General features: G+C 70.4%; 17 protein-coding genes and 2 pseudogenes. 12 read left to right on the forward strand and 7 right to left on the reverse strand.

Translation table 11 applies throughout. From position 1 onward, the window contains the following. Window positions 1-110 precede the first annotated feature (110 nt). From PV341_RS18930 to PV341_RS18940, 3 genes are all read left to right on the forward strand, one after another. Window positions 111-2,891, forward strand: coding sequence for an ATP-binding protein (locus tag PV341_RS18930; RefSeq protein ID WP_500358460.1), 2,781 nt, complete (start codon window positions 111-113; stop codon window positions 2,889-2,891). Window positions 2,892-2,977: 86 nt separating this feature from the next. Further along, a complete protein-coding gene (locus PV341_RS18935) occupies window positions 2,978-3,694 on the forward strand; it encodes an alpha/beta hydrolase (RefSeq protein ID WP_500328254.1) in 717 nt (238 codons plus the stop codon). A 285-nt stretch (window positions 3,695-3,979) separates the two neighbouring features. Next, window positions 3,980-4,453 (forward strand): hypothetical protein, encoded by a 474-nt coding sequence (locus PV341_RS18940; RefSeq protein ID WP_500328255.1) that lies wholly within the window; start codon window positions 3,980-3,982, stop codon window positions 4,451-4,453. 355 nt (window positions 4,454-4,808) lie between these two features. Here the strand turns inward: PV341_RS18940 and PV341_RS18945 are convergent, their stop codons facing one another. Continuing rightward, window positions 4,809-5,072 (reverse strand): hypothetical protein, encoded by a 264-nt coding sequence (locus PV341_RS18945; protein ID WP_500328256.1) that lies wholly within the window; start codon window positions 5,070-5,072, stop codon window positions 4,809-4,811. Between the two features lie 472 nt (window positions 5,073-5,544). Here PV341_RS18945 and PV341_RS18950 point away from each other — a divergent pair, with 472 nt between their 5' ends. The 6 genes from PV341_RS18950 to PV341_RS18975 all read left to right on the forward strand — a co-directional run bounded on the left by PV341_RS18950 (window position 5,545) and on the right by PV341_RS18975 (window position 11,982). Further along, the gene (locus PV341_RS18950; RefSeq protein WP_500328257.1) at window positions 5,545-6,219 is read left to right on the forward strand and encodes a hypothetical protein; all 675 of its coding nucleotides are present in this window, start codon (window positions 5,545-5,547) and stop codon (window positions 6,217-6,219) included. Window positions 6,220-6,488: 269 nt separating this feature from the next. Beyond that, window positions 6,489-7,514: a helix-turn-helix domain-containing protein gene (locus PV341_RS18955; protein ID WP_500328258.1), complete on the forward strand. Its 1,026-nt coding sequence runs from the start codon at window positions 6,489-6,491 to the stop codon at window positions 7,512-7,514. Between the two features lie 573 nt (window positions 7,515-8,087). Continuing rightward, window positions 8,088-9,110 carry a helix-turn-helix domain-containing protein gene (locus tag PV341_RS18960; protein ID WP_500358462.1) on the forward strand — a complete coding sequence of 341 codons (1,023 nt, stop codon included), beginning with the start codon at window positions 8,088-8,090 and terminating at the stop codon, window positions 9,108-9,110. A 213-nt stretch (window positions 9,111-9,323) separates the two neighbouring features. Next, window positions 9,324-9,686, forward strand: coding sequence for a hypothetical protein (locus PV341_RS18965; RefSeq protein ID WP_500358463.1), 363 nt, complete (start codon window positions 9,324-9,326; stop codon window positions 9,684-9,686). A 392-nt stretch (window positions 9,687-10,078) separates the two neighbouring features. Next, on the forward strand, window positions 10,079-11,305 hold the full coding sequence (locus tag PV341_RS18970) for a sensor histidine kinase (RefSeq protein ID WP_500358465.1): 1,227 nt from the start codon (window positions 10,079-10,081) through the stop codon (window positions 11,303-11,305). Next, entirely contained in the window at window positions 11,302-11,982 is a 681-nt protein-coding gene (locus PV341_RS18975) for a response regulator (RefSeq protein WP_500328262.1), read from the forward strand. The genes PV341_RS18970 and PV341_RS18975 overlap by 4 nt, the downstream gene beginning before the upstream one ends. On the opposite strand, the pseudogene PV341_RS18980 reads toward PV341_RS18975, so the two are convergent. The 4 genes and pseudogenes from PV341_RS18980 to PV341_RS18995 form a co-directional block, all read right to left on the reverse strand. After that, window positions 11,965-12,663: pseudogene (locus PV341_RS18980) on the reverse strand (phosphatase PAP2 family protein); the annotation flags it as partial. The gene PV341_RS18975 and the pseudogene PV341_RS18980 sit on opposite strands and share 18 nt — an antisense overlap. A 472-nt stretch (window positions 12,664-13,135) precedes the next feature. Continuing rightward, window positions 13,136-13,333, reverse strand: coding sequence for a hypothetical protein (locus tag PV341_RS18985; protein WP_499508878.1), 198 nt, complete (start codon window positions 13,331-13,333; stop codon window positions 13,136-13,138). 374 nt (window positions 13,334-13,707) lie between these two features. Then, on the reverse strand, window positions 13,708-13,875 hold the full coding sequence (locus PV341_RS18990) for a hypothetical protein (RefSeq protein ID WP_500358468.1): 168 nt from the start codon (window positions 13,873-13,875) through the stop codon (window positions 13,708-13,710). Window positions 13,876-13,981: 106 nt separating this feature from the next. Continuing rightward, window positions 13,982-14,641, reverse strand: coding sequence for a hemerythrin domain-containing protein (locus PV341_RS18995; protein ID WP_500328263.1), 660 nt, complete (start codon window positions 14,639-14,641; stop codon window positions 13,982-13,984). Between the two features lie 713 nt (window positions 14,642-15,354). Between PV341_RS18995 and PV341_RS19000 the strand changes: the two genes are divergently transcribed. Together PV341_RS19000 and PV341_RS19005 are read left to right on the forward strand one after the other, a co-directional pair. Beyond that, entirely contained in the window at window positions 15,355-16,155 is an 801-nt protein-coding gene (locus PV341_RS19000; protein WP_500328264.1) for a maleylpyruvate isomerase family mycothiol-dependent enzyme, read from the forward strand. Window positions 16,156-16,587: 432 nt separating this feature from the next. Continuing rightward, window positions 16,588-17,379, forward strand: coding sequence for an IS5 family transposase (locus tag PV341_RS19005; RefSeq protein ID WP_500358470.1), 792 nt, complete (start codon window positions 16,588-16,590; stop codon window positions 17,377-17,379). Here PV341_RS19005 and PV341_RS19010 read toward each other — a convergent pair. Next, window positions 17,294-17,880 (reverse strand): annotated as a pseudogene (locus tag PV341_RS19010) (hypothetical protein). The gene PV341_RS19005 and the pseudogene PV341_RS19010 sit on opposite strands and share 86 nt — an antisense overlap. Before the next feature lie 353 nt (window positions 17,881-18,233). Continuing rightward, window positions 18,234-18,878 (reverse strand): dihydrofolate reductase family protein, encoded by a 645-nt coding sequence (locus tag PV341_RS19015; protein WP_500328367.1) that lies wholly within the window; start codon window positions 18,876-18,878, stop codon window positions 18,234-18,236. Window positions 18,879-19,435: 557 nt separating this feature from the next. On the opposite strand from PV341_RS19015, the gene PV341_RS19020 reads away from it, so the two are divergent. Then, window positions 19,436-21,523, forward strand: a complete 2,088-nt coding sequence (locus tag PV341_RS19020; protein WP_500358472.1) for an NPCBM/NEW2 domain-containing protein — start codon at window positions 19,436-19,438, stop codon at window positions 21,521-21,523. Window positions 21,524-22,219 lie beyond the last annotated feature (696 nt).

Below are 22,219 nucleotides of genomic sequence, written 5' to 3' on the forward strand. Positions count from 1 at the left end.
CCGTACCCCCGTCCAGGCGCTGCACGCCGGCCCCCGCGCCGGGCGCCGCCGGGCGGGCAGCCCTGCCCCATGCCCATCCCCTGGCTCACGAGAAGAAACGGAAGCAAGCAGTGATCGGTAGTGACTCTTCCCAGCGCGATACGGCCCATGCGCTGATCGGTCGAGACCGCGATCTGCACACGATCCGTGAGCTCGCGGGCCTGGGCACCGGAGGCGGAGCATTGCTGGTCTCGGGGGATGCCGGGGTCGGGAAGACAGCAGTGCTGGACGCCGTCGCGGCGGGAGCCCGCGCCGAGGGCGCCCGGGTACTGCGAGCCGCCGGTGTGGAGTTCGAGGCGAACTGCAGTTACTCGGGTCTCAACCAGGTCCTGTTTCCCTTCCAGCGCGAGATCGAGGATCTGGAGGTGCCCTTCCGTGACGCCCTGCGCGTGGCACTCGGCTTCGAAAGCGGCTCACCGCCCCAGATGCTGATGGTCTCCAACGCCGTGCTGCTCCTGCTGCGGACGGTCGCGGCCGGAGATCCGCTCGTCCTGGTGATCGACGACCTGCCCTGGCTGGACCAGGCCAGTGCGGCCGTCCTGGGCTTCGTCCGACGACGGGCGGCCGGCATCGGGGTGAGCTTTCTCGCCGCGTCACGTACCGGAGCGGCGAGCCTGAACGACTGCGGTGCCCTGCCCGAATACCGGCTGCAGCCGCTGGACGAGGAGTCGGCCGCCCGCCTGGTCGCCCACGCCTCCCCCCACCTGGTTCCCAGCGCCCGCCGGAGGCTGCTGACCGTGGCATGCGGCAATCCGCTCGCCTTGCTGGAACTGCCGTCCGCCCTGCCGGCCACGCCAGGGCCGGCAGTCGGCGACGTCCCGGCCGTACTGCCGCTCGGCCGGCGCCTGGAAACGGTGTTCGGCTCCCGCGTCACCAGCCTGCCCCAGCCCACCCAGCGCCTGCTGCTGCTCGCCGCGCTGGAAGGCGTCGGCGACCTCGGCGTCCTGCAGGCCGCCTCCCGGCAGACCGATGACGGCTACGACCTGGAAGACCTCGGCCCCGCCGAACGCGACCAGCTGGTCTACATCGACGAGGACGCACGACGGCTGAGGTTCCGCCACCCCCTCATCCGCTCGGCCGTGGTGGAGAACTCCACCAGCAGCCGGCGGCGCGCGGTCCACACCGCCCTGGCCCAGGTCCTGGTGGACCAGCCCGAGCGCCGGGCCTGGCACCTGGGCGAGGCCACCTTGGAGCCCGACGAGAACGTCGCCGCCCTGCTGGAAGACGCGGCGCGCCTCACGCTGCGCTGCGGCGACGCCATCGGCGGCATGCGCACCCTGCTCCGGGCCGCGGACCTCACACCGCCCGGAGCAGGCCGCAGCCGCCGCCTCGCCACCGCCGCCTACATCGGCGCCGAGGCCACCGGGTCGCTGCACAGCGCCCAAAAACTCCTGGACGATGCACGGCACACGGCCGCGGGCGCCAAGAGCTCCCTGCACTCGGCCGCGGCCGCCGCCGTTCTCATCCTCAACAGCGACAGCGACATCGACACCGCGCACGCCCTGCTGGTCGACGCGATCGAAGCCGGAACCCACGAGTACGACGCCGCGGACAAGTCGCTCATCGACGCCCTGCACACCCTTGCCCTGGTGTGCTTCTTCGGCGCCCGGCCCGAACTGTGGCAGCCCTACCACCGCGCGCTGGACAAGCTGACCCCCAAGGCCCCGCCGGTGCTGTCCGCGCTGGCCAAGACCTTCTCCGACCCCGCCCGCACAGGCGCCGCCGCCTCGGGCGAACTCGACGAACTGATAGCACAGCTGACCGACGTCACCGACCCCGTCCAACTCCAGCGAACCGGCTCGGCGACCCTGTACGTCGACCGCCTCGGCGACGTCCGCGAAGCACAGTGGCGCATGGTCCGCATGGGACGAGACGGCGGCCCGGCACGCCGGCACATGGCCGGACTCATCCACCTCACCCTGGACGACTACCTCACCGGGATGTGGGATGAGGCAGCGCAACTCGCCGAAGAAGGCGTCCAGTTGTGCACCACCCACGGCTACACAGGATTCGCCTGGTACTTCCACTACGCCCAGGCCCTCCTGGCCGCCGCCACCGGCGAGGCCGACCGCGCGGACGCGGCAGCCGAGCAGGTCATCCACTGGGCGACCCGCCGCAAGGCGTTCGGCGCCGCCCACTACGCGCACCACGCCGCAGGGCTGGCGGCCCTGGGACGCGGTGACTTCGCCGACGCCTACGAGCACGCCACCGCCATCAGCCCCGCCGGCCACCTCGCCTCACACGCCCCGCACGCACTGTGGGCAACGATGGACCTGGTCGAGGCAGCCATGCGAACCAACCGGCACCAAGAGGCAGCCGCCCACGCCCAGGCCATGCGGGACGCCGGCATCACCGAACTGTCCTCACGCCACGCCCTGCTCACCCACGCCTGCACCGCCCTGACCACCACCGACGACAACCAGGCCCTGCAGCTGTTCACCCACGCCCTCGACGTACCCGGCGCCGGGCGGTGGACCTTCGACTACGCCCGCGTCCAGCTCGCCCACGGTGAGCGGCTGCGGCGCGTGCGGGCCACCACCGAATCCAGGGGGCCGCTGGCAGCAGCACTGTCCGCCTTCCAGCACCTGGGGGCCACTCCCTGGACGGAGCGCGCCGAGAGCGAACTACGCGCCGCCGGCGCAGCCAAGCGGCGGCCCGGCACCACCACACCGCACACGCTCACCCCCCAGGAACTGGAGATAGCCCGGCTGGCGGCCTCGGGCCTGACCAACAAGCAGATAGCCGAGCGCCTGTTCCTCTCCCACCGCACCGTGGGCGCCCACCTCTACCAGATCTACCCCAAGCTGGGCATCACCTCCCGAGGCATGCTCCGCGACGCCCTCGAGGCCTGACCCCCCTCGTCCTCTGCCTCCGCACACCACCCGAGCAGCAAACGGCAGGGCGGGCCCTGTCACTTCACCTCAGAAGGACCCAGCACGTGAGCACACTTCCCACCCTCGTCCTGGTCCACGGCGCCTGGCACGGCACCTGGTGCTGGCAGCCGCTGGCCGAGCAGCTCCCCGACCTCGACGTACGCACGGTCGCCCTGCCCAGCAGCGGACCGGACCCGGCAGCACTGGGAGGCCTGTACGACGATGCGGAGGCGGTAGCCAAGGCCATCGCGGTCGTCGGCGGACCGACCGTGGTGGTCGGCCACTCCTACGGAGGATGCCCCGTCACCGAAGCCGCCGCGGCAGCCGGCAACGTCGAGCACATGATCTACCTCAGCGCCCTGATGCAGGACACCGGCGACTCGGTCCTGTCCCTGACCGGCGGCGTCTACCCGCCCTACTGGGACGTGCACGAGGACCCCCAGGGCCACGCCGGCCACGGCTACTTCGAAGCGGCCCAGGCTTCGCACGTGCTCTACAGCGACGTCGAACCCCACCTGGCACAACAAGCCGCCGCCAGACTCGCCCGCCAGTCCCTCGCCTCGGTCACCCAGCCCCTCACCCGGGCCGCCTGGCGCACCGTACCCAGCACCTACATCCTGTGCGAACAGGACCTGGCCATCCCGCTACCGCTCCAGCAAACCATGGCCACCCGTGCCCAGCGCACCGTCCGCCTGCACTCCGGGCACAGCCCGTTCCTCTCCCAGCCGGCCGAACTGGCCCGCATTCTCCGCCACGAACTCGCCCACCGGCCACCGCAGTAGTGGGCACCTGCGGTCCGGCAGACTCCGGCCGCCGTACCCGGCGATCTGGTCTGCGCAGGTCCGCACTTCCCCACGTCGCAACTATTCGGCCGGGTGTCACTCCACCCCGGTTTCCTCTTCCGGCCCTGCGAACTGGCGGTGTCTGCCGCCTCCTTCACGGTCCAGCGCTGCACGTGGGAATCGGCTGACCGGGCAGGTTCAAGCGCCCTGTCGAGCAGGTCCTCGTACCGTCACACTGGGTGTGTGAGCGAGTGATGGAGCATGCTGGCCGCGCCAGGCGGAGCGGTGGCGACCACGCTGATCGGTGTCTTCGTCGGCAGTGTCAGCAGGCGCGCTCAGGACCGGCACTGGGTCCGTGAACAGCAAGCGGCTGTTTGCGCACGGGTGCTGCGGGAGTCGTCAACGGTGCTGGTGGATCTCAGCGACATGGAGTCCTCCCGTCCCGAAAGCATCCCGCAAGGTGTGGTCGTGGCGACCAGCATCGACTGGCGGCCGTGGAACGAGGCACTGAGCATGGTGAACCTCGTCGCCGACAAGGACATCGCAGAGGCGGCCCACGCCCTGGACGAGCAGATCTGGCGCGTCCACATCGCCGTCAAACGCGGCCTGGCCCCCGATGAGGACTGGTTCGCACTGCGCTCGCGCATCATTGCCGCACAAGGCGACTTCATCACCGTTTCCCGCCGCAGACTGCCCCTGACAGGGGACCCACTCCCCCGGCTGTCCGGCAGGCCGGCCCCAGACGTCTGGACCCCATAGGCCGCACAGCCGGGGCCGACCGGCGCCAGCCCTACCCGCCCGATCGGGAGGTACAGCCTCGGCGGTGGTGACGGAGTCCTATCAGCGTCGGAAGTGAGGCTTGCGGTGAGCACCGCACCGGGCGATGTCCAGAACATGGAACGACGTCAGAGGTGTGCCGCTATTCCAGAATCCGAGCAGGTCGGTGCCGATGAGCTTCAACTGCCGCTTGCTCGCAAACGTGCAGGCCGGAGAATTATATGTGCAGGAAGCGGCGAAGACCGGCAAAGTCTGGCCCGTATTCGGCGCGGGTGGTGCCGTTGAACGTCTGGACGTCCCGGCTGCCGACCGAACGATGCCGGGCGTAACGCACGCACTAGATCACCAGTCTCCCGCCATCGGGCAGGTAGCCGATGACGTCGCCGCCCAGGCCGCCGGCGCCGCCTGCCCGGCGGACATCGGTGCAGCCATCCCGGCTGTACAGCATGGGCACGTACTCCTCGAATTCCTGGTCGGTCATCCCCCAGACAGCGTCCAGCGACTGAACGGCTTGTAACTGTGCCTGTTCTGCCAGTCGGATCCGCTCGGCAGGAGCCTCGCGGCGGCCGGCCCGCACCAGCCGCGCCGCCACCACAACCATGACCCACCCCCTCCCCCATTGCGGTCCCGGCCTACCCCAGGAGGACCGCGCCGACCACGGCCTCGACAGGGCCGGCTCCGCCGCCAGGAGACGCTCGTGCTGCCATCACGCGCACTTGCAAGAGGCGCAGACCCCTGCGCAGGCGCCGGCCAATCCCCTGGATGGTCACGCGCCCCAGTGCCCACGTTCGTCCGTCCGGCCACGAAACGGAGGCCGCCCCCACAACTCCGCGCAATTCCACGTGCCTTCGTGGCACCGGCGTCGTTGTAAAAGAGACCTCGAATAGTGACGGGGATCCAGTACCCCCAAGGGCACCGGTCACACTGCTCGACGGCTTCCTCGCCGCTCTACAGAGGCCCAACAAGGCTGCCACAAGAGGCTCGATACGCGCTGCCGGCACGCAACAACAACACACATTGACTCACGGGTAGGTACCATCCGGCAGCACCACCCCATACACACGAGGAGTGTCGTGACCGACAACAACACCATTCAGGACCGGTATGCGACGCGTCTCGCAGAGGACCTGGACAACAACGCCGGCGAACAGGAAAAGGTCCGCACGCAACTCGCGGAACTCCAGAACAGGCTGGCTCAGCTCGAGCAGGAGCAGGCGTGGCTGACCCAACTGCAAGGAACCGTGGCCGGCGCCTCAAGCGTGGTCGTGGAGGAAGAACCGGCAGGTGAAGCGTCTGCAGACAAGGCCGAAGAGCCGAAGGTGACGCCCACCGCCCAGCCAGTGCCCCGTCCGCGCGGGCGAAAGAAGGCGGCCGGTGAGCCAGCGCCCCGAAAGGCCGGTAAGAAGACGCCTGCCCCCAAGTCGGCCGGGAAGCCGAAGCCCGGCAGCTCACCGTCGAGCATGGAGCCGACGCTGCGCAGCCTGGTCGCGGACATACTGGCGGGAAGCAGCGAACCGCGCATGGTCAGTGAGTTCGTCGACGCCCTGGCCAAGCAGCACCCTCAGCGCGCCACGCCGAGCGCCCCGGTCGTGCGTAACACCCTGGAGGCGCTGGTGGCCAAGGGCCTCGCCGAACGCGCCCGCCGGCAGGGCAGCGTCTTCTACACCCCCATCACACCCCCGGCCACCGACGCCGCTCACGCGGCGGTCGCGTCCGGGGCCGCAGAACCCGTCCCGGCAACAGGCTGACCTCAAACGCGTGTGGCAGGAGGTCGCGGGCCTTCTGCCACGGGCTGGGGCGGCCGATCTTCTGCGGAGCACCGCCCTCCCCATCGAGGTTCACCCAGGAGAGCACCGCGAATCCGAGACCGTTCCCCATGCCCCGCGCTGCCGACCGCAAGGCCGCACGAAGATAAAGGTGTGCAATACAGCAAAAGCCGCAAAATGCAGCACTTGCCGCGGTACGGTGGAGATCTGTCCCAGCGCGCAGCCCGCGACCGGTTCTGGAGGGAGCCCGCATGGCAGATCGACTCGACGTGGCGTCGCTGGCTCCCGGCGATCGCGCGGACGCGATCCGTGAATTCTCGTGGGCCATCAACGGCCGTATAGAGGTGGACCTTCCCCCGGACCCGCATCTCCTGAGGGCCAGCGCAACCACCAACGCGGTGGGGTCGGTGAAAGTCTCGGAGATCGGCTGGAACGTGGCCCGCCTGCGCCGTGCTACTGCCTCGGTGGACGAGGACTTCGTGCCGCACGTTCTCGTCCATCTCCAGGAAGCGGGCGTCTCCGCCTTCCACCAGGGAGGAAGGCGGGGTGTGATCCGGGCGGGAGATCTCGCGGTGCTCGAGAACGCGAAGCCCTATGAGGTCTTTTTCCACGGCACGATGCATTCGGTCCTCGTGCGCGTTCCCACGCACCTCCTGGGGCTGCGGCCGTCCCTGCTCGACGAGGTCACAGCTGTACGACTGAGTTCGCAGCGCCCCGTCGTGGGTGCCACAGCAGCGCTTTTCACCCGGTTGGCCCGCAACCAGGCCGCTGTCGGCGAGGCTGAGGCCGCCCTGTTCGCGCAGCCCTGTGTCGACCTGATAAGGGCTGTGGTCAGCATGATCCCGGGCCGTGACGATCTGGCCGGAGCACCTCTGAACAGCACACTGCTGTTCCGTGTTCAGGAATACGTCCGCCTCCATCTGGCAGAACCCGACCTGACTGCGGCACGTATCGCCGCCGAGCATCACGTTTCCGTACGGCAGCTCTACCTGACCCTGTCCCGAGCGGGAATCAGCCTCGGCGAGTGGATACGGACGCAGCGCCTTGAAGAGTGCAGGAGAGAACTCGCATCGTCGGTGCATCAGTTCATGACGATTGAGGCGATCGCCCACCGGTGGGGGTTCGCCAGCGCACCCCACTTCAGTCGGGTGTTCAAGGCGGCGTACGGTGTGAGCCCCCGCGAGTTGCGGTGGCAACCATGCGACAGGCAGAGCGGGCATTCACCGGCAACGGGGCCTTCCCGCCCGGGCACTTCGGCCTCATCTCGCGGACCGTAACTGGGCACGGCCGGCGGCGGAGAACGAGCCGCCCGCTGGAGCAGCCCGAAGCCACCAGGCACCCGCCCTGAAGGCCCGGGCACGTCGAGCGGACAAAGCGCGGCGCTGCCGCCTCTTTCACAGTAGGCAGCACACGGGTCGTCGCCTTGCCTGTGCGTGCACGATCTCTCCTTGCCCTTTCGTGCACGACATCAGCTCCGGTTCCCGCCCCAAGGAACCGGCCGCCGGAGTCCGGCCCATTTCTGCCGGCGGCACGTACCGCCGGCACCCGCGGGCCACGAGGATGAATACGCGCAACCTCGCTCAGCGCGATACCGAAATTACAGAGCGTGTCCTCCCCGCCTCCCGTCACGGCCGTGCGATCGAGGGGGCTCCGGCCAGGGCGGGTTACGTCCACGGAACGTGCAACGACCTTCGGAGTCGCACACGGCTGCACGGCGGGAATCCCGCACTATCCGGTTCGCACAGCTGCGGATATCCCACGGACCTGCCCGGACGGCCGCCGGCGATCGCAGGGGGAAATTACGGTGGCCGCAGAGACCAGATGCCTTCAGTGCCGTTCAGGAGGACATCGTGATCGAAGCATTCTGCACGGACATCCAACCGCCCGCCGAGCGGGACGAGTACTGGAGGGACGCCGTACGCAGGGCGTTCATTCGCCTGGAGATCCGCACCCAGGGGCCGGCCGAGCTCCACGGGGCGATACGCCGGGCCTGCGTCGCCGGCGTCCAAGCGGGCTTCCTCGAGGCGAGCCCGCAACGGATGGCGCGTACCGCCCCGCTCATCGCCGCCGACGGCGACGGCGACGGCGACGGCGACGGCTCGCTGATCGTGAGCCTGCAACACACCGGCGGCAGCGTCGCGGCCCAGGACGGCCGCGAGACACCGGTGGCCGCCGGCGAACTCGTGATCCTCGACAGCCGCAGGCCGTACGTCCTGGACTTCGCCGGCCCCGTGCGGCAGCACGTGGCCACGGTCCCACGGCAGCTGCTGGACCTCCCCGACTCGCTCCTGCGCCTGGCCACCGGCCGCACCTACTCACCCGGCCACGGGATCGGCGGGATCCTCGCCTCATACGTCGACGGGCTCGTGACGACCACGGAACACTGCATCTGCGCACAGGACGCGAAACGCTTCCTGCGCCAGGGCGTCATCGACGTGCTCACCGCCCTGATCGCCCTGGAAGGCACCTCAGGGGAGCAGGCCACGGTGGAGCGGGCCCTGCTGCAGCGCGTCCGCGCCTACATCCGCACCCACCTGGACGACCCCGCCCTCTCCCCCGCGACGGTCGCGGTCGCGCACCACATCTCCGTCCGCTACCTGTACCAGCTCTTCCAGGACGAGCCCATGACCGTCGTCCGCTGGATCCAGCGCCTGCGGCTGGAGGCCTGCCGCAGGGACCTCGTACGGCCGGAACTCGCAGGACAGACGGTGGCGGCGATCGCACACCGGTGGGGCTTCGCCAGCCACGCGCACTTCAGCCGCACCTTCCGGGCGGTCTACGGTCTTTCCCCGGCGGAGTGGCGGCAGGCCGGCATCCCGCAGGCCGTACCCCAGCAGACAACCGGCCAACCAGCCCGTCAATCCGACAAGTGACAAACCCGCGGTCACCCGTGGTGCCCAGCCCGTCCTCACCCGACCTGATCTGCCGCGGGGTTGGCGCAGGAGGCAGCGGAGGTGCACCAGGAGGCGGTGCCTGTGCAGGACGGGGCGGCAACCGGCGCGAAGGCCGTCCGGCCCGGCTCAGCCCGCAACGGCGACCGGATCGCCGGTTGGCCACAGATGTGACGCCGGAGAGGTTCCGCCGGGGTGTTCGTCGATCCATTCCAGGCCGCCGAGGTCGGGGTGCGCGCGCGGGTGACGGCGACGCAGTCGAGGCGGGCGTCGCCGTCGCCGATCAGGCCGGGCAAGGGGTTTGCGTGCCCGTCCTTTTCGTCGCTGTCCCTGGACGGGCAGAAGTCGTCGGCGATCTCGGCCCTGGGGCCATTCGCGGCCCTTGAATGTGCGCGCGGGGGCCATCGTCACCTGCGCGTCCTGCACACCAGCCAGGCGGTTGACCGCGGCCAGGACGGCATCCGTGCCGTGGTGATCGACAAGGCCGGCCAGGGGCTCCAGGTCACCACCGGCGGGGTCGCGCTCGATGTGTTCCCTGCAGCCGGCGCCAGGAGGTGAACAGCACCAACTCGGGATGGGAGGTGCGGCGTCCGTCTTCCAGGGCGCGTGACGCCGGCGCCAAGGCACGCAGGGGCGGCGGCAGGAACGCGATCCAGCGCGAGATCATCTCCTGGATCGGGCCCGGAACGCCGCGCGTGCGCAGGTGAGGCCCGCCGGGCCGCGGCGGGCAATGCGACTTTCGGCAGTGTTGGCTGGCTCCGATTCTTCGTATCGTCGCATCCGTGAGGCGACGGATCATGACGGTTGTTCGCGGGATGGAGCTTGCGCTGCTCGCCGCTGCAGCGGGCACGGCGGGTCTGAGCGTGGTGAGTCTGTGGTGGGTGCCGGTCACGGTCGTGCTGTCGTGGGCGGCAGGATGTCTGCCGCGGTCGGTCCGCACAGCGGCGGGCGTGCTGACCGCGGCGATCGCGACCGGAGCGGTGGCCGTCTGGGCGGTGCCGTCGTGGATCACGCTCGGCGATCGGTTCGTCCTGGTGCTCGTGGGCGCGGCGGTGCTGCCGTGGTTCGCGGGCCGTTTCCGGCATCAGTACCGCGCGCTGGTGCGCAACGGTTGGGAACGCGCGGAGCAGTTGGAGCGGGAGCAGGAACTCATCGCCGAGCAGGCTCGGTTGCAGGAACGCGCCCGGATCGCACAGGACATGCACGACCTCCTCGGACACGACCTCAGCCTGATCGCCCTGTCGGCCGGCGCCCTGAAGCTGGCGCCCGGCCTGTCGGCGGAGCACCGGGACACTGCCGGCGAGATCCGGACCAGGGCCGGTGCCGCAGTGGATCGCCTGGGCGAGGTCATCGGCATCCTCCGGCAGATCGAAACGCCCTCTTCCCACGACGGCGTGGCGGACCTGGTCGACGGTGCGGCCGCCGCGGGGCTGGCGGTCACGCTGCTCACCGAGGGCGAGTGCGCGCAGCCGTCTCCCGTGGCCGAGCGGGCCGTGCACCGGGTCGTGCAGGAGGCACTCACCAATGCCGCCAAGCACGCGCCCAAAGCGGCCGTGACCGTGGTGATCCGGCACTCGGGTGCGGGAACGGAGGTCCGCGTGGACAACGATCGCGCTCCGAGTGCCACTACCGGCGCCCCCAGTGGTGGGCGCGGACTGATCGGCCTGGACGAACGGGTCCGGCTGGCAGGCGGGTCGATCACCTACGGCCCCCGTGAGGGGGGATTCACGGTCGTCGCCCGCATCCCTCATGGCCCGGGTGGTGTTCCGGCGGCGGCCGCCGCGACAAGCGGCCGCACAGGAGTGCCACAGGAACAGCGGCGCGCGCGCAGGCGTGTGCGCCGCACCGCGCGTGCCGCCGTGCTGGTGCCCGTCACCGCCGTCGCCCTGCTCGGTGTCGGCCTGCGGGGGTGGGACCTGATCCTGGTCCGTGCGTCGGTGGTGGCGCCAAAGACCTACGCCCGCATCCACCTCGGGCAGAGCCGCGCTGAACTGGCGGGCCTGCTCCCCGAAGAACAGGCCCCGCATCATGCGGCTGACGGCGCCTCGCCGGGCCCCGGTACAGGATGCGAGTATTACGCGATGACGGCGAACCCCTTCGACGACGATTCGGGCGACTTGTACCGGCTGTGCTTCCGCGGGGACCGGCTCGTCTCGAAGCAGGTGGTCACCCAGTGATCCGGGTCCTGATCGCCGACGACGAGCCGTTGATCCGCCAGGGAGTCCGGGCCGTGCTGTCCACCGCGCCCGACCTCGTTGTGGTCGCCGAGGCCTGCGACGGCCACCAGGCGGTGGAGCTGGCCCAACTCCACCGCCCGGATGTGGTGGTCATGGACATCCGCATGCCGGGCGTGGACGGACTGCGTGCCACGGCGGAGATCCAGCGCACCGTCCCCACGACCGGTGTCGTCGTGCTGACCACGTTCGGACAGGACGAGTACATCCTCAAGTCCCTCACCGACGGCGCCGCCGGCTTCCTGATCAAGTCGGGCGAGCCCGAGGAGCTGATCGCCGGTGTCCGCGCCGTGGCGGACGGCGCGGCCTACCTGTCACCCAAGGTCGCGGCCCGGGTGATCGCCCACCTCACCACGCAGGACGCCGGCACGCGCTGCGAACGGCGTGCCACGGCCCGCCGCCGTGTCGAGGCGCTCACCCCCCGGGAACGCCAGGTACTGGCCTTCCTCGGCACCGGGCTGTCCAACGGCCAGATCGCGCGCCGCCTGGGCCTGGCCGAGGGAACGGTCAAGGCTCACGTCAGTTCCATCCTGGCCCGCCTGTGCGTGGACAACCGGGCGGCGGCGGCCGTGGTCGCCCACGAGGCCGGCATCGTTGCGGCGGCCGAGGCGATCCCGTAGCGCGGCGGCTGCCCGGACCCCTAGCGGGGTCGCCACGAGCACCGTCGCGCCGACCACGGTGGCACCGACCACGGCACCGGCCGCAGCGTCATGCGGATAGTGCACGCCCGCCGCCACGCGAGCCACCGCCACCACGCCCGCGAGCGGAAGGACGACAGCCGCCCGTCGGGGACGGAGCAAGGCCAGGCCGACAGCCAGCCCGGCGGCCAATGTGGCGTGATTGCTGGGGAAGGACCAGTCACCCGCTCCGGGGCAGTCGGTCACCGCCCGGATTCCGGTCACGGCACGACACGGCCGCTCCTCGTCCACCACCAATTTCAGTGCCTCGCTGACGGCATAGGCGAGGACGGTGCCGGCCCCGACCAGTACCGCCCCGGCAGCGGTCCGGACGTCGCGACGTCGCACGGCGACCGACCAGACCCGGACGAGAAGCAGCCCCAGAACGATCAGGAGGCCGCCGGCGACCGGGACCACCATCGAGCCCATCCACGCCGGAGCCTTCCCGACGGCGTCGTTCACCGCCCGGTACAACGACACCGACGCACCGTCGGTCACCTCGACGGGTCCCGCATCGCCCAGCCCGCCCGGGTACAACAGGCCGACGATCACCACGCCGGCGGCCAGTACCGCCATCGAACCCACCACACGACGGCCGGAGCCGTACCGAGATCTCGATTCCATGGGGCCCGACGCTAGGCACGCAGCTCCGCGAACACCCGGGCCGGACGGCCCCCTTCGACCCCCGACGATCGTCATGCTTGACATCGGCAGCCGAAGACGACGATGCCCCCACCCGGCCCCGGCTCTCCCCATCGGCGAGGTGCCGGCCGCGTTACCGACCCGCGTCGTGGTGACAAGCCGGCCTGCGGCCGCGGCCGAGCACTGAAGGCCCGCAGCGATGAAGGCGAGCAGTGGCTGAGCCCGGTACGGATTGCGCAGGGGCCCGGTTCAGGACCGTCCGCCCGTCCAGCCGCTTGCGCCCCCACGCGGCATGCGACAGCAACGGCCGCGCGAACTCCCACTCGGCATCCGACAGTTCATCGCGACCTATCACCGGACCGCGATCGGCCAGGCAAGATCGATTGACGACAGGCTCCCGTGGGCACCCAAGCCGGACACCGCAGTGACAGCCACGCCGAACCTCACGCGTGCGTCACCGGTCGTACTTGTCGGTGTACTGCGGCCCGTCCGTCTCGGCCTTGCATCCCTCACTGTTGGTGGGCATGCCGTGGGAGACCACGAGGGCGTAGGACTGCGGGACGAAGTCGCAGCCCTTGCCGGACCACTGGGACGCAAGGAACGTCCAGCCGACGGCAGCGGCGGCGAGTGTGTATTTCGTCTTGGCGTTCATACGAGATCACGCCTCGGTTACGTAGGGTAATCGTGACCCGACTGAGGGTTATGCGTAAGTATGAACGGATTGCGCTCATATGCGCACCCCGGCCTCGCGACGGACGCACCCCAGGGCAGTCAGCGCACGGGGCCCGGAAAGCCGTCGCCGCAGGTCAAGCCGCATGGCGGTGCCCGTTGGGGACGCCACCGAGGATGCGGGTGCGCAAGAGTCCGCGACCTTCGAACTCGTGCACGACCAAGGGCCGCCGGCCGGCACCGGGCGGTGGCCGGCCGCGGGCCCGGTAGGAGCGGTGCCCGCCACGCTGCTGCCGGCAGGCGGCCCGGACATGACGGGCGCGGGTCCCTGCCGTCATCAGGACACGGCCAGGAGCCTCACGGCGGCTGCCGGCGCAGCCGCCCGGGCGCGGCGCCACCGGTTGGCCCCGTGGCCTTGGCGGCGGCGGTGCAGGCGGCGGCGTGGCGCCGGACGGCCGGGTCGGCGCCCACCGGCCGGTCCAGGGCATCACCGTCCACCGCGCCCCGCATGCGCCCGGTCGTCACGGCCCCCGGTATCGGCCGCCACCTGAGCAGATGACGGCCGATACCGGGGGCCGCCGGCCGTTCGCCCGCGGCCCTCGCGGGGTGGGACCGGCCCGGGCACGTGTGGTCAGCGGGTGACGCGCGGCGGGGTCGCGGTGCCATGCACCCGCTTGGCGTGCCTGGCGTACAGGCGCGGCGCAAGGAACGGCAGGATCAGCCGCGCGGGCGGCGGAGCCTCGGCGAGGACCGCTTTGATCACCTCGGGGTCGCCCTCGTACATCGCCATGCCGAAGGCGAGCGGCAGGGCCTTCTTCGGCACTTCGCTCATGCTGTGCTCGCCGAGCTGCTTCCACTCGGCCGCGGTGACGTACTTCTCGGCCAGGGGGAGGATGCGCTGCTCCTCCATCGTCATGTGCTCCAGCAGCGCGGCCAGCAGCCGGTCGAGCGCCTCCGCGAGCTCGTGCCCGCCGTGTGCGGTGGACCGCCACTGCGGCAGCAGGCGCAACGCCTGGCTGTTGGCGGCTTCGATGGTGTGGTGCTGCTCCTCCATCAGCGGCACGATGGCCTTGGCCTCGGCCCCGCCCCGCTGCTGCAGCAGCGGCCACAGGATCACGTCCTCGCCCTCGTGGTGGAAGTGCAGGAAGCCGCAGACGAGTTCGGCGTGGGCGCCGACGACCTCCGAGCGCCGGATGTCGTACGGCTCGACGTCCCGCACGAGTTGCGGGAGCAGGCCGAATTCACGCCGGATCATGGTGTGGGCCATGTACATGTCTCGCACATCGGCCATGGGTTCGTCGGTGCTCGGGTTCACGGGTCCTCGATCGCTGGTGGAACAGCCGACCTCTGCGGCCGGCGAGGAAAGCCTGATCGCACAGGACACCGGGTGTATAGAACCTCGGCGCCAGGAGGACCTGCCGGGCGGCGAAGGATCTGCGGCCGGCGTATGGTCCTGCCGCACCACCCTGGCTCTGGCCGGAGACCGCCGCTGCCGGATCGGATCGCCATGCATCCGGCACCCGTCGCAGATGCATCCTGCGGCGTCTGTCGATGTGCCTTCGCAGGCACAGCCGCCGCCCGCGGGCCGAACCGGCCACCCTACCGGCCGCGCCGTACGCCGCAAGCGGCCCGACCCGGGCTGTTGCGGCGTGCGACTGAGTGGCTGTTGTTGTTCCGAACTTGAGGAGTGCTGGTCGAACGGGAGTCAGCTGAACTCCCGACCCGACCGGTCCTCCCCCGCCGTCGTGACCTCCGCGTCCATCACATCGAGCGGCAGCATGACCGCGCGCACCGGGTGGACGTCACGTCGCCGAGGTGCCCGGCCGCACGGCGAGGCCAGAGCACCCACAGGCACGACGCGTGGCGTACCGCCACCACCAGCGCCCTCGCAGCAGTGCGCAGCTTGTCACCCGAGCGGTGGGCGGGAGGACGTCCGCAATGGCCAACCGGCGGCGACTGTGAAAATCGCTGTCCATCACCGGAGCACGGTGATAGACACCCGGCGTGGAGAAGAATCTTGAGTTCCCTGACCTGTTGCGACTGATCGATGAGCGGTCGACCGCCTTCCGCGCCGTGGTCGCCGCCGCGCCCGGTCTCGACGCGCAGGTGCCGACCTGCCCAGGGTGGACGCTGTTCGATCTGGTGAAGCACCTGGGTGGGGGAGACCGTTTCTGGGCCGCCATCGTCGGCGCGGGGTCTGCCGACGCTCCCCCGGCCGAGGCCGTCGCCGCGCGCGCCGCGCTGGAACTGCCGCAGGAGCGTGAGGCCCTGCTGGCCTGGCTGGACGCGTCGACGCAGCTTCTGCTGGGCGCCCTGCGCGCGGCGGGACCGGAGAGCGGTTGCTGGACGTGGTGGCCCGCGTCGCAGTCACCGCAGACCGCCGGCGGCACCGCCCGGCACCGGGTCCAGGAGACCGCGGTGCACACCTACGACGCCCAGCTCGCCGGGGGCGCTCCGCAGCCGCTGCCGGTCGAGTTGGCGCTCGACGGTGTGGAGGAGTTCCTGTTCACCGTCTGCGCAACGCCGAGTGCCTGGCCGCACAAGCCCACGGCCTTCGACTTCCACGCCGCCGAGGGCCGCTCCTGGCGCCTCACTGTCGACGGCGACGGCGCACGCACCACCCGCATCCCCGCGCCCACCGCCGCGACCGGCGAAGACTCGGACGCAGCCGACGCCTCCGTCCACGGCACGGCCAGTGAGCTGGTCCTCTACCTGTACGACCGGATCCAGGCGGACTCCTTGCACGTTGACGGAGACGCAGGGCTGCTCGACCTGCTCCGCGCCTGGGAGCCGGAAGAGAAGTAGGACGTAGCGGGGGCGGTTGACCGCGCCTCGACCCGGTTCGACACGACTCTTCGCCAGGTTCGTCAGCCGCGGCACCGGGCTCAAACCCGCGAGGCGGCCTCGGGGCGTCACCAAGCCGACCGTCTACCTGGATGGCAGTGCGCATTTGTCCGTCCCAGCGATCACGAGAAGCGACGCGACTGCCGTCGTCCCGATCTCGTCGAGAAGTCAGTCGATCGGGTGACTGCGGCGGCTGCCGTGCATGAGAGCCGGGCCACTTGGTAGCTCGAAGGGTGTCGAAGCCAACGTGCGGTCCAGGAGGCCCTGTTGCCGCATTTCTACGGCAACGCGGGAGTGGGGTCCACTTCAGCCGCTCTCGCGTGTGGCTGTCTGGTTCACAGGTTCGGGAACGCCAGAGACCACGGGGCGCGCGAGCGTCGGTATCCCACCGACATGTCGGACGCCGAGTGGGCGGTGGTCCGGCCACTGCTGCCGGTGCCGGGCTGGCTGCGGGGCCGGTGCGGGCAACCGGAGGCTTATTGCCACCGCGCGATGCCGGACGCGATCCGCTACCTGGTCGACAACGGCACGAAGTGGCGGGCCATGCCTGCCGACTTCCCACCGTGGGACCGGGTCTATGCGTTCTTCCGGCGCTGGCGCAACCACGATCTGGTCCGCGAGTTCCACAACCGGCTCCGCCGCCTGGTCCGCGAGCGGGCCGGGCCGGACGCGGAGCCGGGCGCGGGCGAGATCGACTCGCAGTCGGTCAAAGCGGACGCGGTCGTCGGCTCTGACAGCCGCGGCTTCGACGGCGGCAAGCTGATCAACGGGCGCAAGCGGCACGTCGTGGTCGACACCCTTGGCCTGCTGCTCGCGGTGATGGTCACCGCAGCGGATGTGGGCGACCGCGCCGCGGCCCAGGTCCTGCTCGCCCAGGTCACTGCCGCGCACCACCTACTGGCCCTGGTCTGGGCCGACGGCGGATACACCGGCAGCCTCGTCGAGTACTGCCTCGCGGCCCTCACCCTGGTCCTCGCCATCGTCAAACGCAGCGACGACATGCGCGGCTTCGTCGTGCTGCCCAACCGGTGGATCGTCGAGCGGTTCTTCGCCCACCTGCTGCGAAGTCGCCGTCTCGTGCGCGACTTCGAGCGTTCCATCACCAGCGCGGAGGCGATGGTCTACTGGTCGATGACGATGCCCATGACCCGCCGCGTTGCCCGGCCACGTCCTTCGCGAGCGTGAATCGGCCAGGTGCCGGCTCGATCAGCCAGCCGCGCGCCGTCAGCCGCTTGGCCTTCGATCGCAGTGCCTCCACCTTTCGCGGTACGGGGTCCAGGCCGAAGCAGGCGGCCATCTCCTGGCACGTCAACGCTCCTTGACCGAGTCGGTTACGGTCGCTGAGGGCCTGCAGGATGCGCTGGTATTCCATCGACAGCGCCGACCAGGCCAGCCCCGCGCGCCACACCGGCACCACTGTTTCCGGTTCGCCGCCTCCGCCGGTTCGGGCCGCGCCGGTTGCACACCGGGAGCCGGCAGACCCTCGGAGGCGGCGGGGCCGACGACGGTGTCGTTGCCCGGGGCCAGTACCTCGCCAACGCGTGAGCGGGCGATGACCCACTCGTTCCACTCCCGCTCAGCCACGGCCAGCTCCGCCTGGAGGCGGTCGGCCTTCTCCCGCAGATCGTCGCCACGACGGCGAGCGGTGAGCTCACGCTGTGCCAGCAGCCCCACGACCGACGGCATCCTCGACCTCCACCAAAGCAACGACACGACACGACTCCACTGCCACGAGACCGCCGACCCTATGCCTGACCAGTGAGAACGCAGTCCTCAAGCCCGGAAAGACGACAACCTCTTGAGGTCATCACTGAGCTCAGCGACCGGTCCACCCCACGGGCCCGGCCAGCACCCACCGCCGCAGCGATCTTGGGCAGACCCAGGCCCTGCACCGCCCCCTGCACAGGCGCCCGCCGCCGTCACCGCGACGTAGTCGCCGCCGGGCGGGGGCCAACGTGCCCGCATCCGCCGCGAGGAGGGCATCGGCTGGGACAGACGCCCTCTCGCAGTCGCAGCCTGAATTCCAGTGGGCCCAGGTGTCACCGCCGCCAGAACAGATGGTGCGTCACGCCGCTCGGGCTGGGCACGACCTCCAGGTGGAACCGGTCGAGCAGTTCCTCGGGAGACTTCCACAGGCGCAGCCCCACCCCGAGCTTCACCGGCGCGACCGCCACATGCAGGGTGTCGACGAGGCCGGCGTCAAGGAACGCCCGGATGGTGGTGACCCCACCGCCAAGGCGCACGTCCTTGCCCTGCGCCGCTTCCCGCGCCCGTTCCAGGACCGTGGCCGGGTCGCCGTCGACGAAGTGGAACGTGGTGTCGGACAGCGTGAACGAAGGGCGCTGGTGGTGGGTCATGACGAACACCGGCGTACGGAACGGGGGCTCCTGCCCCCACCAGCCGCGCCACTCATGGTCGCTCCAGGGCCCGCGCTGGGGCCCGAACTTGTTGCGGCCCATGATCTCGGCGCCGATGTTGCGTGCGAAGTCCCGGGTGAAGTAGTCGTCCAGGCCCCGGCTGCCACCGGGGTCGGTGCGCATCGGCCAGCTCGCCGTCGCGCCGGCCCAGCCGAACAGCCTCTCGGGACGGTCACAGCCGAACGGCCGCTCCAGGCTCTGGTGCTCACCGGCACCGATCCCGTCACTGGAGACATTGAAGTTCATCACTCTCAGCAGCTGATCCACGATCTTCCTCGCCAGGTCCTGTTCGTCGTCATCGTGCGGCAGGCCGCCCCACACGAAGACGTCGAACACGAAGCGGCCGGATCGACAGCAGCCCGCAACCTTTTTCGGGGGCTGCGTCAGGACGCATCCCCCTGCGATGCGGCGCATGCCACCAGCTTCGCGTGCTCTGCGACGGACAGCACCGGCGGTACAGGGTTCGCCACGGTTGCAGCCGTGGGCAGCCGGCGCTGGACGCCCCGGCCGCGAACACCCACAAGCGGGAACACCGCCCCACCATCCCGCCATACGCCACATCTGGCACCAGATCAGGCACGACCCGACGGGGCGCCGTTGGGGGTGCCCCGGCCGAGTCCAATCAGTAACTCTTAATTTAGGAATTATTATTGACGCGCGCCGGTAACCGCTGCAGGATCCCTGGAAACAAGATCGCAACAGGCGCGCGGGCATGGAGCGGTCCGGGAACCGGCCGCCGCACCCTCGACGAGAGGGGCGGCGCCCCGGGCTCACGGCCAGGACGGGCCGGCACGCCTGATCGATCGGACAGCGAAGGATCCGATGTGAAACGACATCTCACCGCCCTCCTCGCCCTGGTGACCGGCGCGCTGGCCGCGGCCGTGCCGGCGTCCGCCCAGGCGGCCCCGGCCGTCGCCGGCACAGCCGTCACGGCGCCGGCATCCGCGCAGGTGCTGAGCCCGACGCCGTACATGGGCTGGAACACCTACTACGCGTTCGGTGGCGATCCCACCGAGGCCGAGATCAAGTCGACGGCCGACTTCCTGGTCAGCAGCGGCCTGCGCAAGGCCGGCTACGAGTACGTGTGGATCGACGGCAACTGGGCGGCGCCGACCCCGCGCAGCGCGGCCGGCGACCTGACGCCCAACCCCGCCCAGTTCCCGAACGGGCTGGCGCCGCTGGTCGACTACATCCACTCCAAGGGCCTGAAGGCCGGCATCTACACCGACGCCGGCCCGTACATCCCCGGCAAGTGCGGACTGGGCAGCGGCGGCTACTACCAGCGTGACGCGGACCAGTTCGCGGCCTGGAAGTTCGACGCGGTCAAGGTGGACTACCTCTGCGGCATCGCCGCGGACCTCGACCCGAAGACCGTCTACACCGAGTTCGCGCAGGCGTTGCGGAACAACGCCAGCAAGCGCCCCATGATCTTCAACCTCTGCAACCCGGTGACCTCCCCGGACTGGGGCAACTACCCCGAAGAGCAGCAGTCGACGTACTCCTGGAGCTACGCGCCGAAGATCGCACAGTCCTGGCGGACCTACACGGACGTGGGCTTCGTCGACGAGATCAAGTTCAAGGACGTGCTGCGCAACTACGACGCGAACGCGCGGCACCCCGAAGCCGCGGGTCCCGGGCACTTCAACGACCCGGACTACCTCGGGCCCGAACACGGAATGTCCGACGAGGAGTTCCGTACCCAGATGACGCTCTGGTCGGTGGCGGCTGCCCCCCTGGTGATCGGCAGCGATGTCACCAAGCTGGGCAAGACCTCGCTCAGCACCCTCTCCGACCCCGATGTGCTCGCGATCAACCAGGACCCTGCCGTCGTCCAGGCCGTCCGCGTCGGCCCCGCCGGCACGACCGAGACCTGGGTGAAGCGACTGGCCAACGGTGACCGTGCCGTGGTGCTGCTGAACCGGGGCGACAGCCCGGCGACGCTGACCACGAAGGCGTCGTCGGTCGGACTGTCCGGGGACCGGTTCACCCTGAAGAACACCTGGACCGACCAGGTCACCGAGAGCGCCGGCACCATCAGTGCCGCCGTCCCCGCCCACGGCGCGGCCCTGTTCCGGGTCAGCCGGGCCACGGGCAAGCCTGGTGTCCCGCACGTGGTGGCCGGTCTGCCGCAGGTCACCCAGGTCGGCGGCGACACCGTGCCGGCAGGGACCGCCCCGATGGTCGCCGGTGGCGACCAGGCCCGGGTCGAGGTCACCGTCCGCAACGACGGCGCGCAGCCGGTCTTCACCCCGCGGACCGAGCTGACGGTGCCCGCCGGCTGGACGGCCCGTCCGCTCGGCACGGCGCCGAAGCTGCTGGACTCCAACCGTTCGGTGACCTTCGCCTTCACCGTGACCCTGCCGGCCACCGCCGCGCCGGGCAGCACCGCGCTGACCGCCACCACGTCGTACGAGGTGATCGGCGACAAGCGGCTGCGGCAGGAGACGACCGCGCCCGTCGTGGTGGCACCGGCCGCACCGGACGGCGACGTCGTGCTGTCCCACCACCAGTGGATCAGCGCCACCAGCGGATGGATGAGCCCCACCGTCGACCTGAGCGTCGGCGGCTGGTCCCCGATCAGCATGCTCGGCCAGGTCCACCCGACCGGTATCGGGGTCGCCTCGCCCTCCACCATCCGCTACTACCTCGGCGACCAGTGCAGCCGGCTCACCACCACCGTCGGCATCGACGACGCGGTGCGCAACGTCGGCCCGGAAGGCGGTACGTCGACCTTCCAGGTCATCGGTGACGGCAAGGTGCTGTTCGACAGCGGTGTCCTGACCCGCGACGACACCCGCCAGGCCGACGTCGACCTGACCGGCGTCCGGGTCCTCGACCTCGTGGTCGGCGACGCCGGCGACGGTGGCTACAACGACCGTGCCAACTGGGCCGGCCTGAACGCCACCTGCTGAACCCCAAACAGCCACACGGCACCATGACGCCGTGGCGCGCGGTCCGCGCGCCACGGCGTCATGCCGTCATGCCGGCCCGGGACAAGGCGCTTGTCAACCTGGCCTCTGGAACACCTCGTACAAGGGAACTCAGAGCGGAGCCGTGGTATGGGATCCCGCTGACAGCTAACGTGAACCACGCCCGCAGTCCCGCCGCCGGAGGCAATGGGGGTGCGGGCGCAACGGCCGTGACAGCGGTTCGTGCAGGCCGTCGTAAGCGCCGGTGAGCCATACGGTAGCGCCGACCACCCGCCACGGTGGTGCCGAGCAGGGAGCGTGGGGCGAGCAGGATGCCCCCAGGCACACGCCCGCGGCGTACGAGGAGACCGTTCTTCTCGTACACGACTGCGGCAGCTTCGGGCATGCCGCCTGGCAATACACATGTCGCAGGGCTCCGCGCAGTGGCCCGTCCCGGCACGGCTGTAGTTGATCGGGCGCCGGTTGACAGCGATGGTCTTGGCAGCCACGTCGCGAGGTGCCGCTCCGTCACAGTTGGAGAGGCCGTTCCGGCCGCCCTGGCAGGTACACCGGGCCTCGGGCGAGTCTGTCGACCGCAACGGTCCAGGCGGCCTCGCGACGGCGGTGTCGGCAAGGTGGGCGTTGCCGCCGTCGACGATGACGTCACCGCAACTGGCACGGGCGCGCACAACCCGCTGA

This window comes from Streptomyces sp. PA03-1a (assembly GCF_033792805.1).
Lineage (GTDB): Bacteria > Actinomycetota > Actinomycetes > Streptomycetales > Streptomycetaceae > Actinacidiphila.

What these genes read in the sequence shown, in the direction of transcription:
- PV341_RS18945 (WP_500328256.1), bottom strand. Translation starts at nt 5,072, where the DNA reads ATGGTTGTGGTGGCGGCGCGGCTGGTGCGGGCCGGCCGCCGCGAGGCT.
- PV341_RS18955 (WP_500328258.1), top strand. Translation starts at nt 6,489, where the DNA reads ATGGCAGATCGACTCGACGTGGCGTCGCTGGCTCCCGGCGATCGCGCG.
- PV341_RS18985 (WP_499508878.1), bottom strand. Translation starts at nt 13,333, where the DNA reads ATGAACGCCAAGACGAAATACACACTCGCCGCCGCTGCCGTCGGCTGG.
- PV341_RS18995 (WP_500328263.1), bottom strand. Translation starts at nt 14,641, where the DNA reads ATGGCCGATGTGCGAGACATGTACATGGCCCACACCATGATCCGGCGT.
- PV341_RS19005 (WP_500358470.1), top strand. Translation starts at nt 16,588, where the DNA reads ATGTCGGACGCCGAGTGGGCGGTGGTCCGGCCACTGCTGCCGGTGCCG.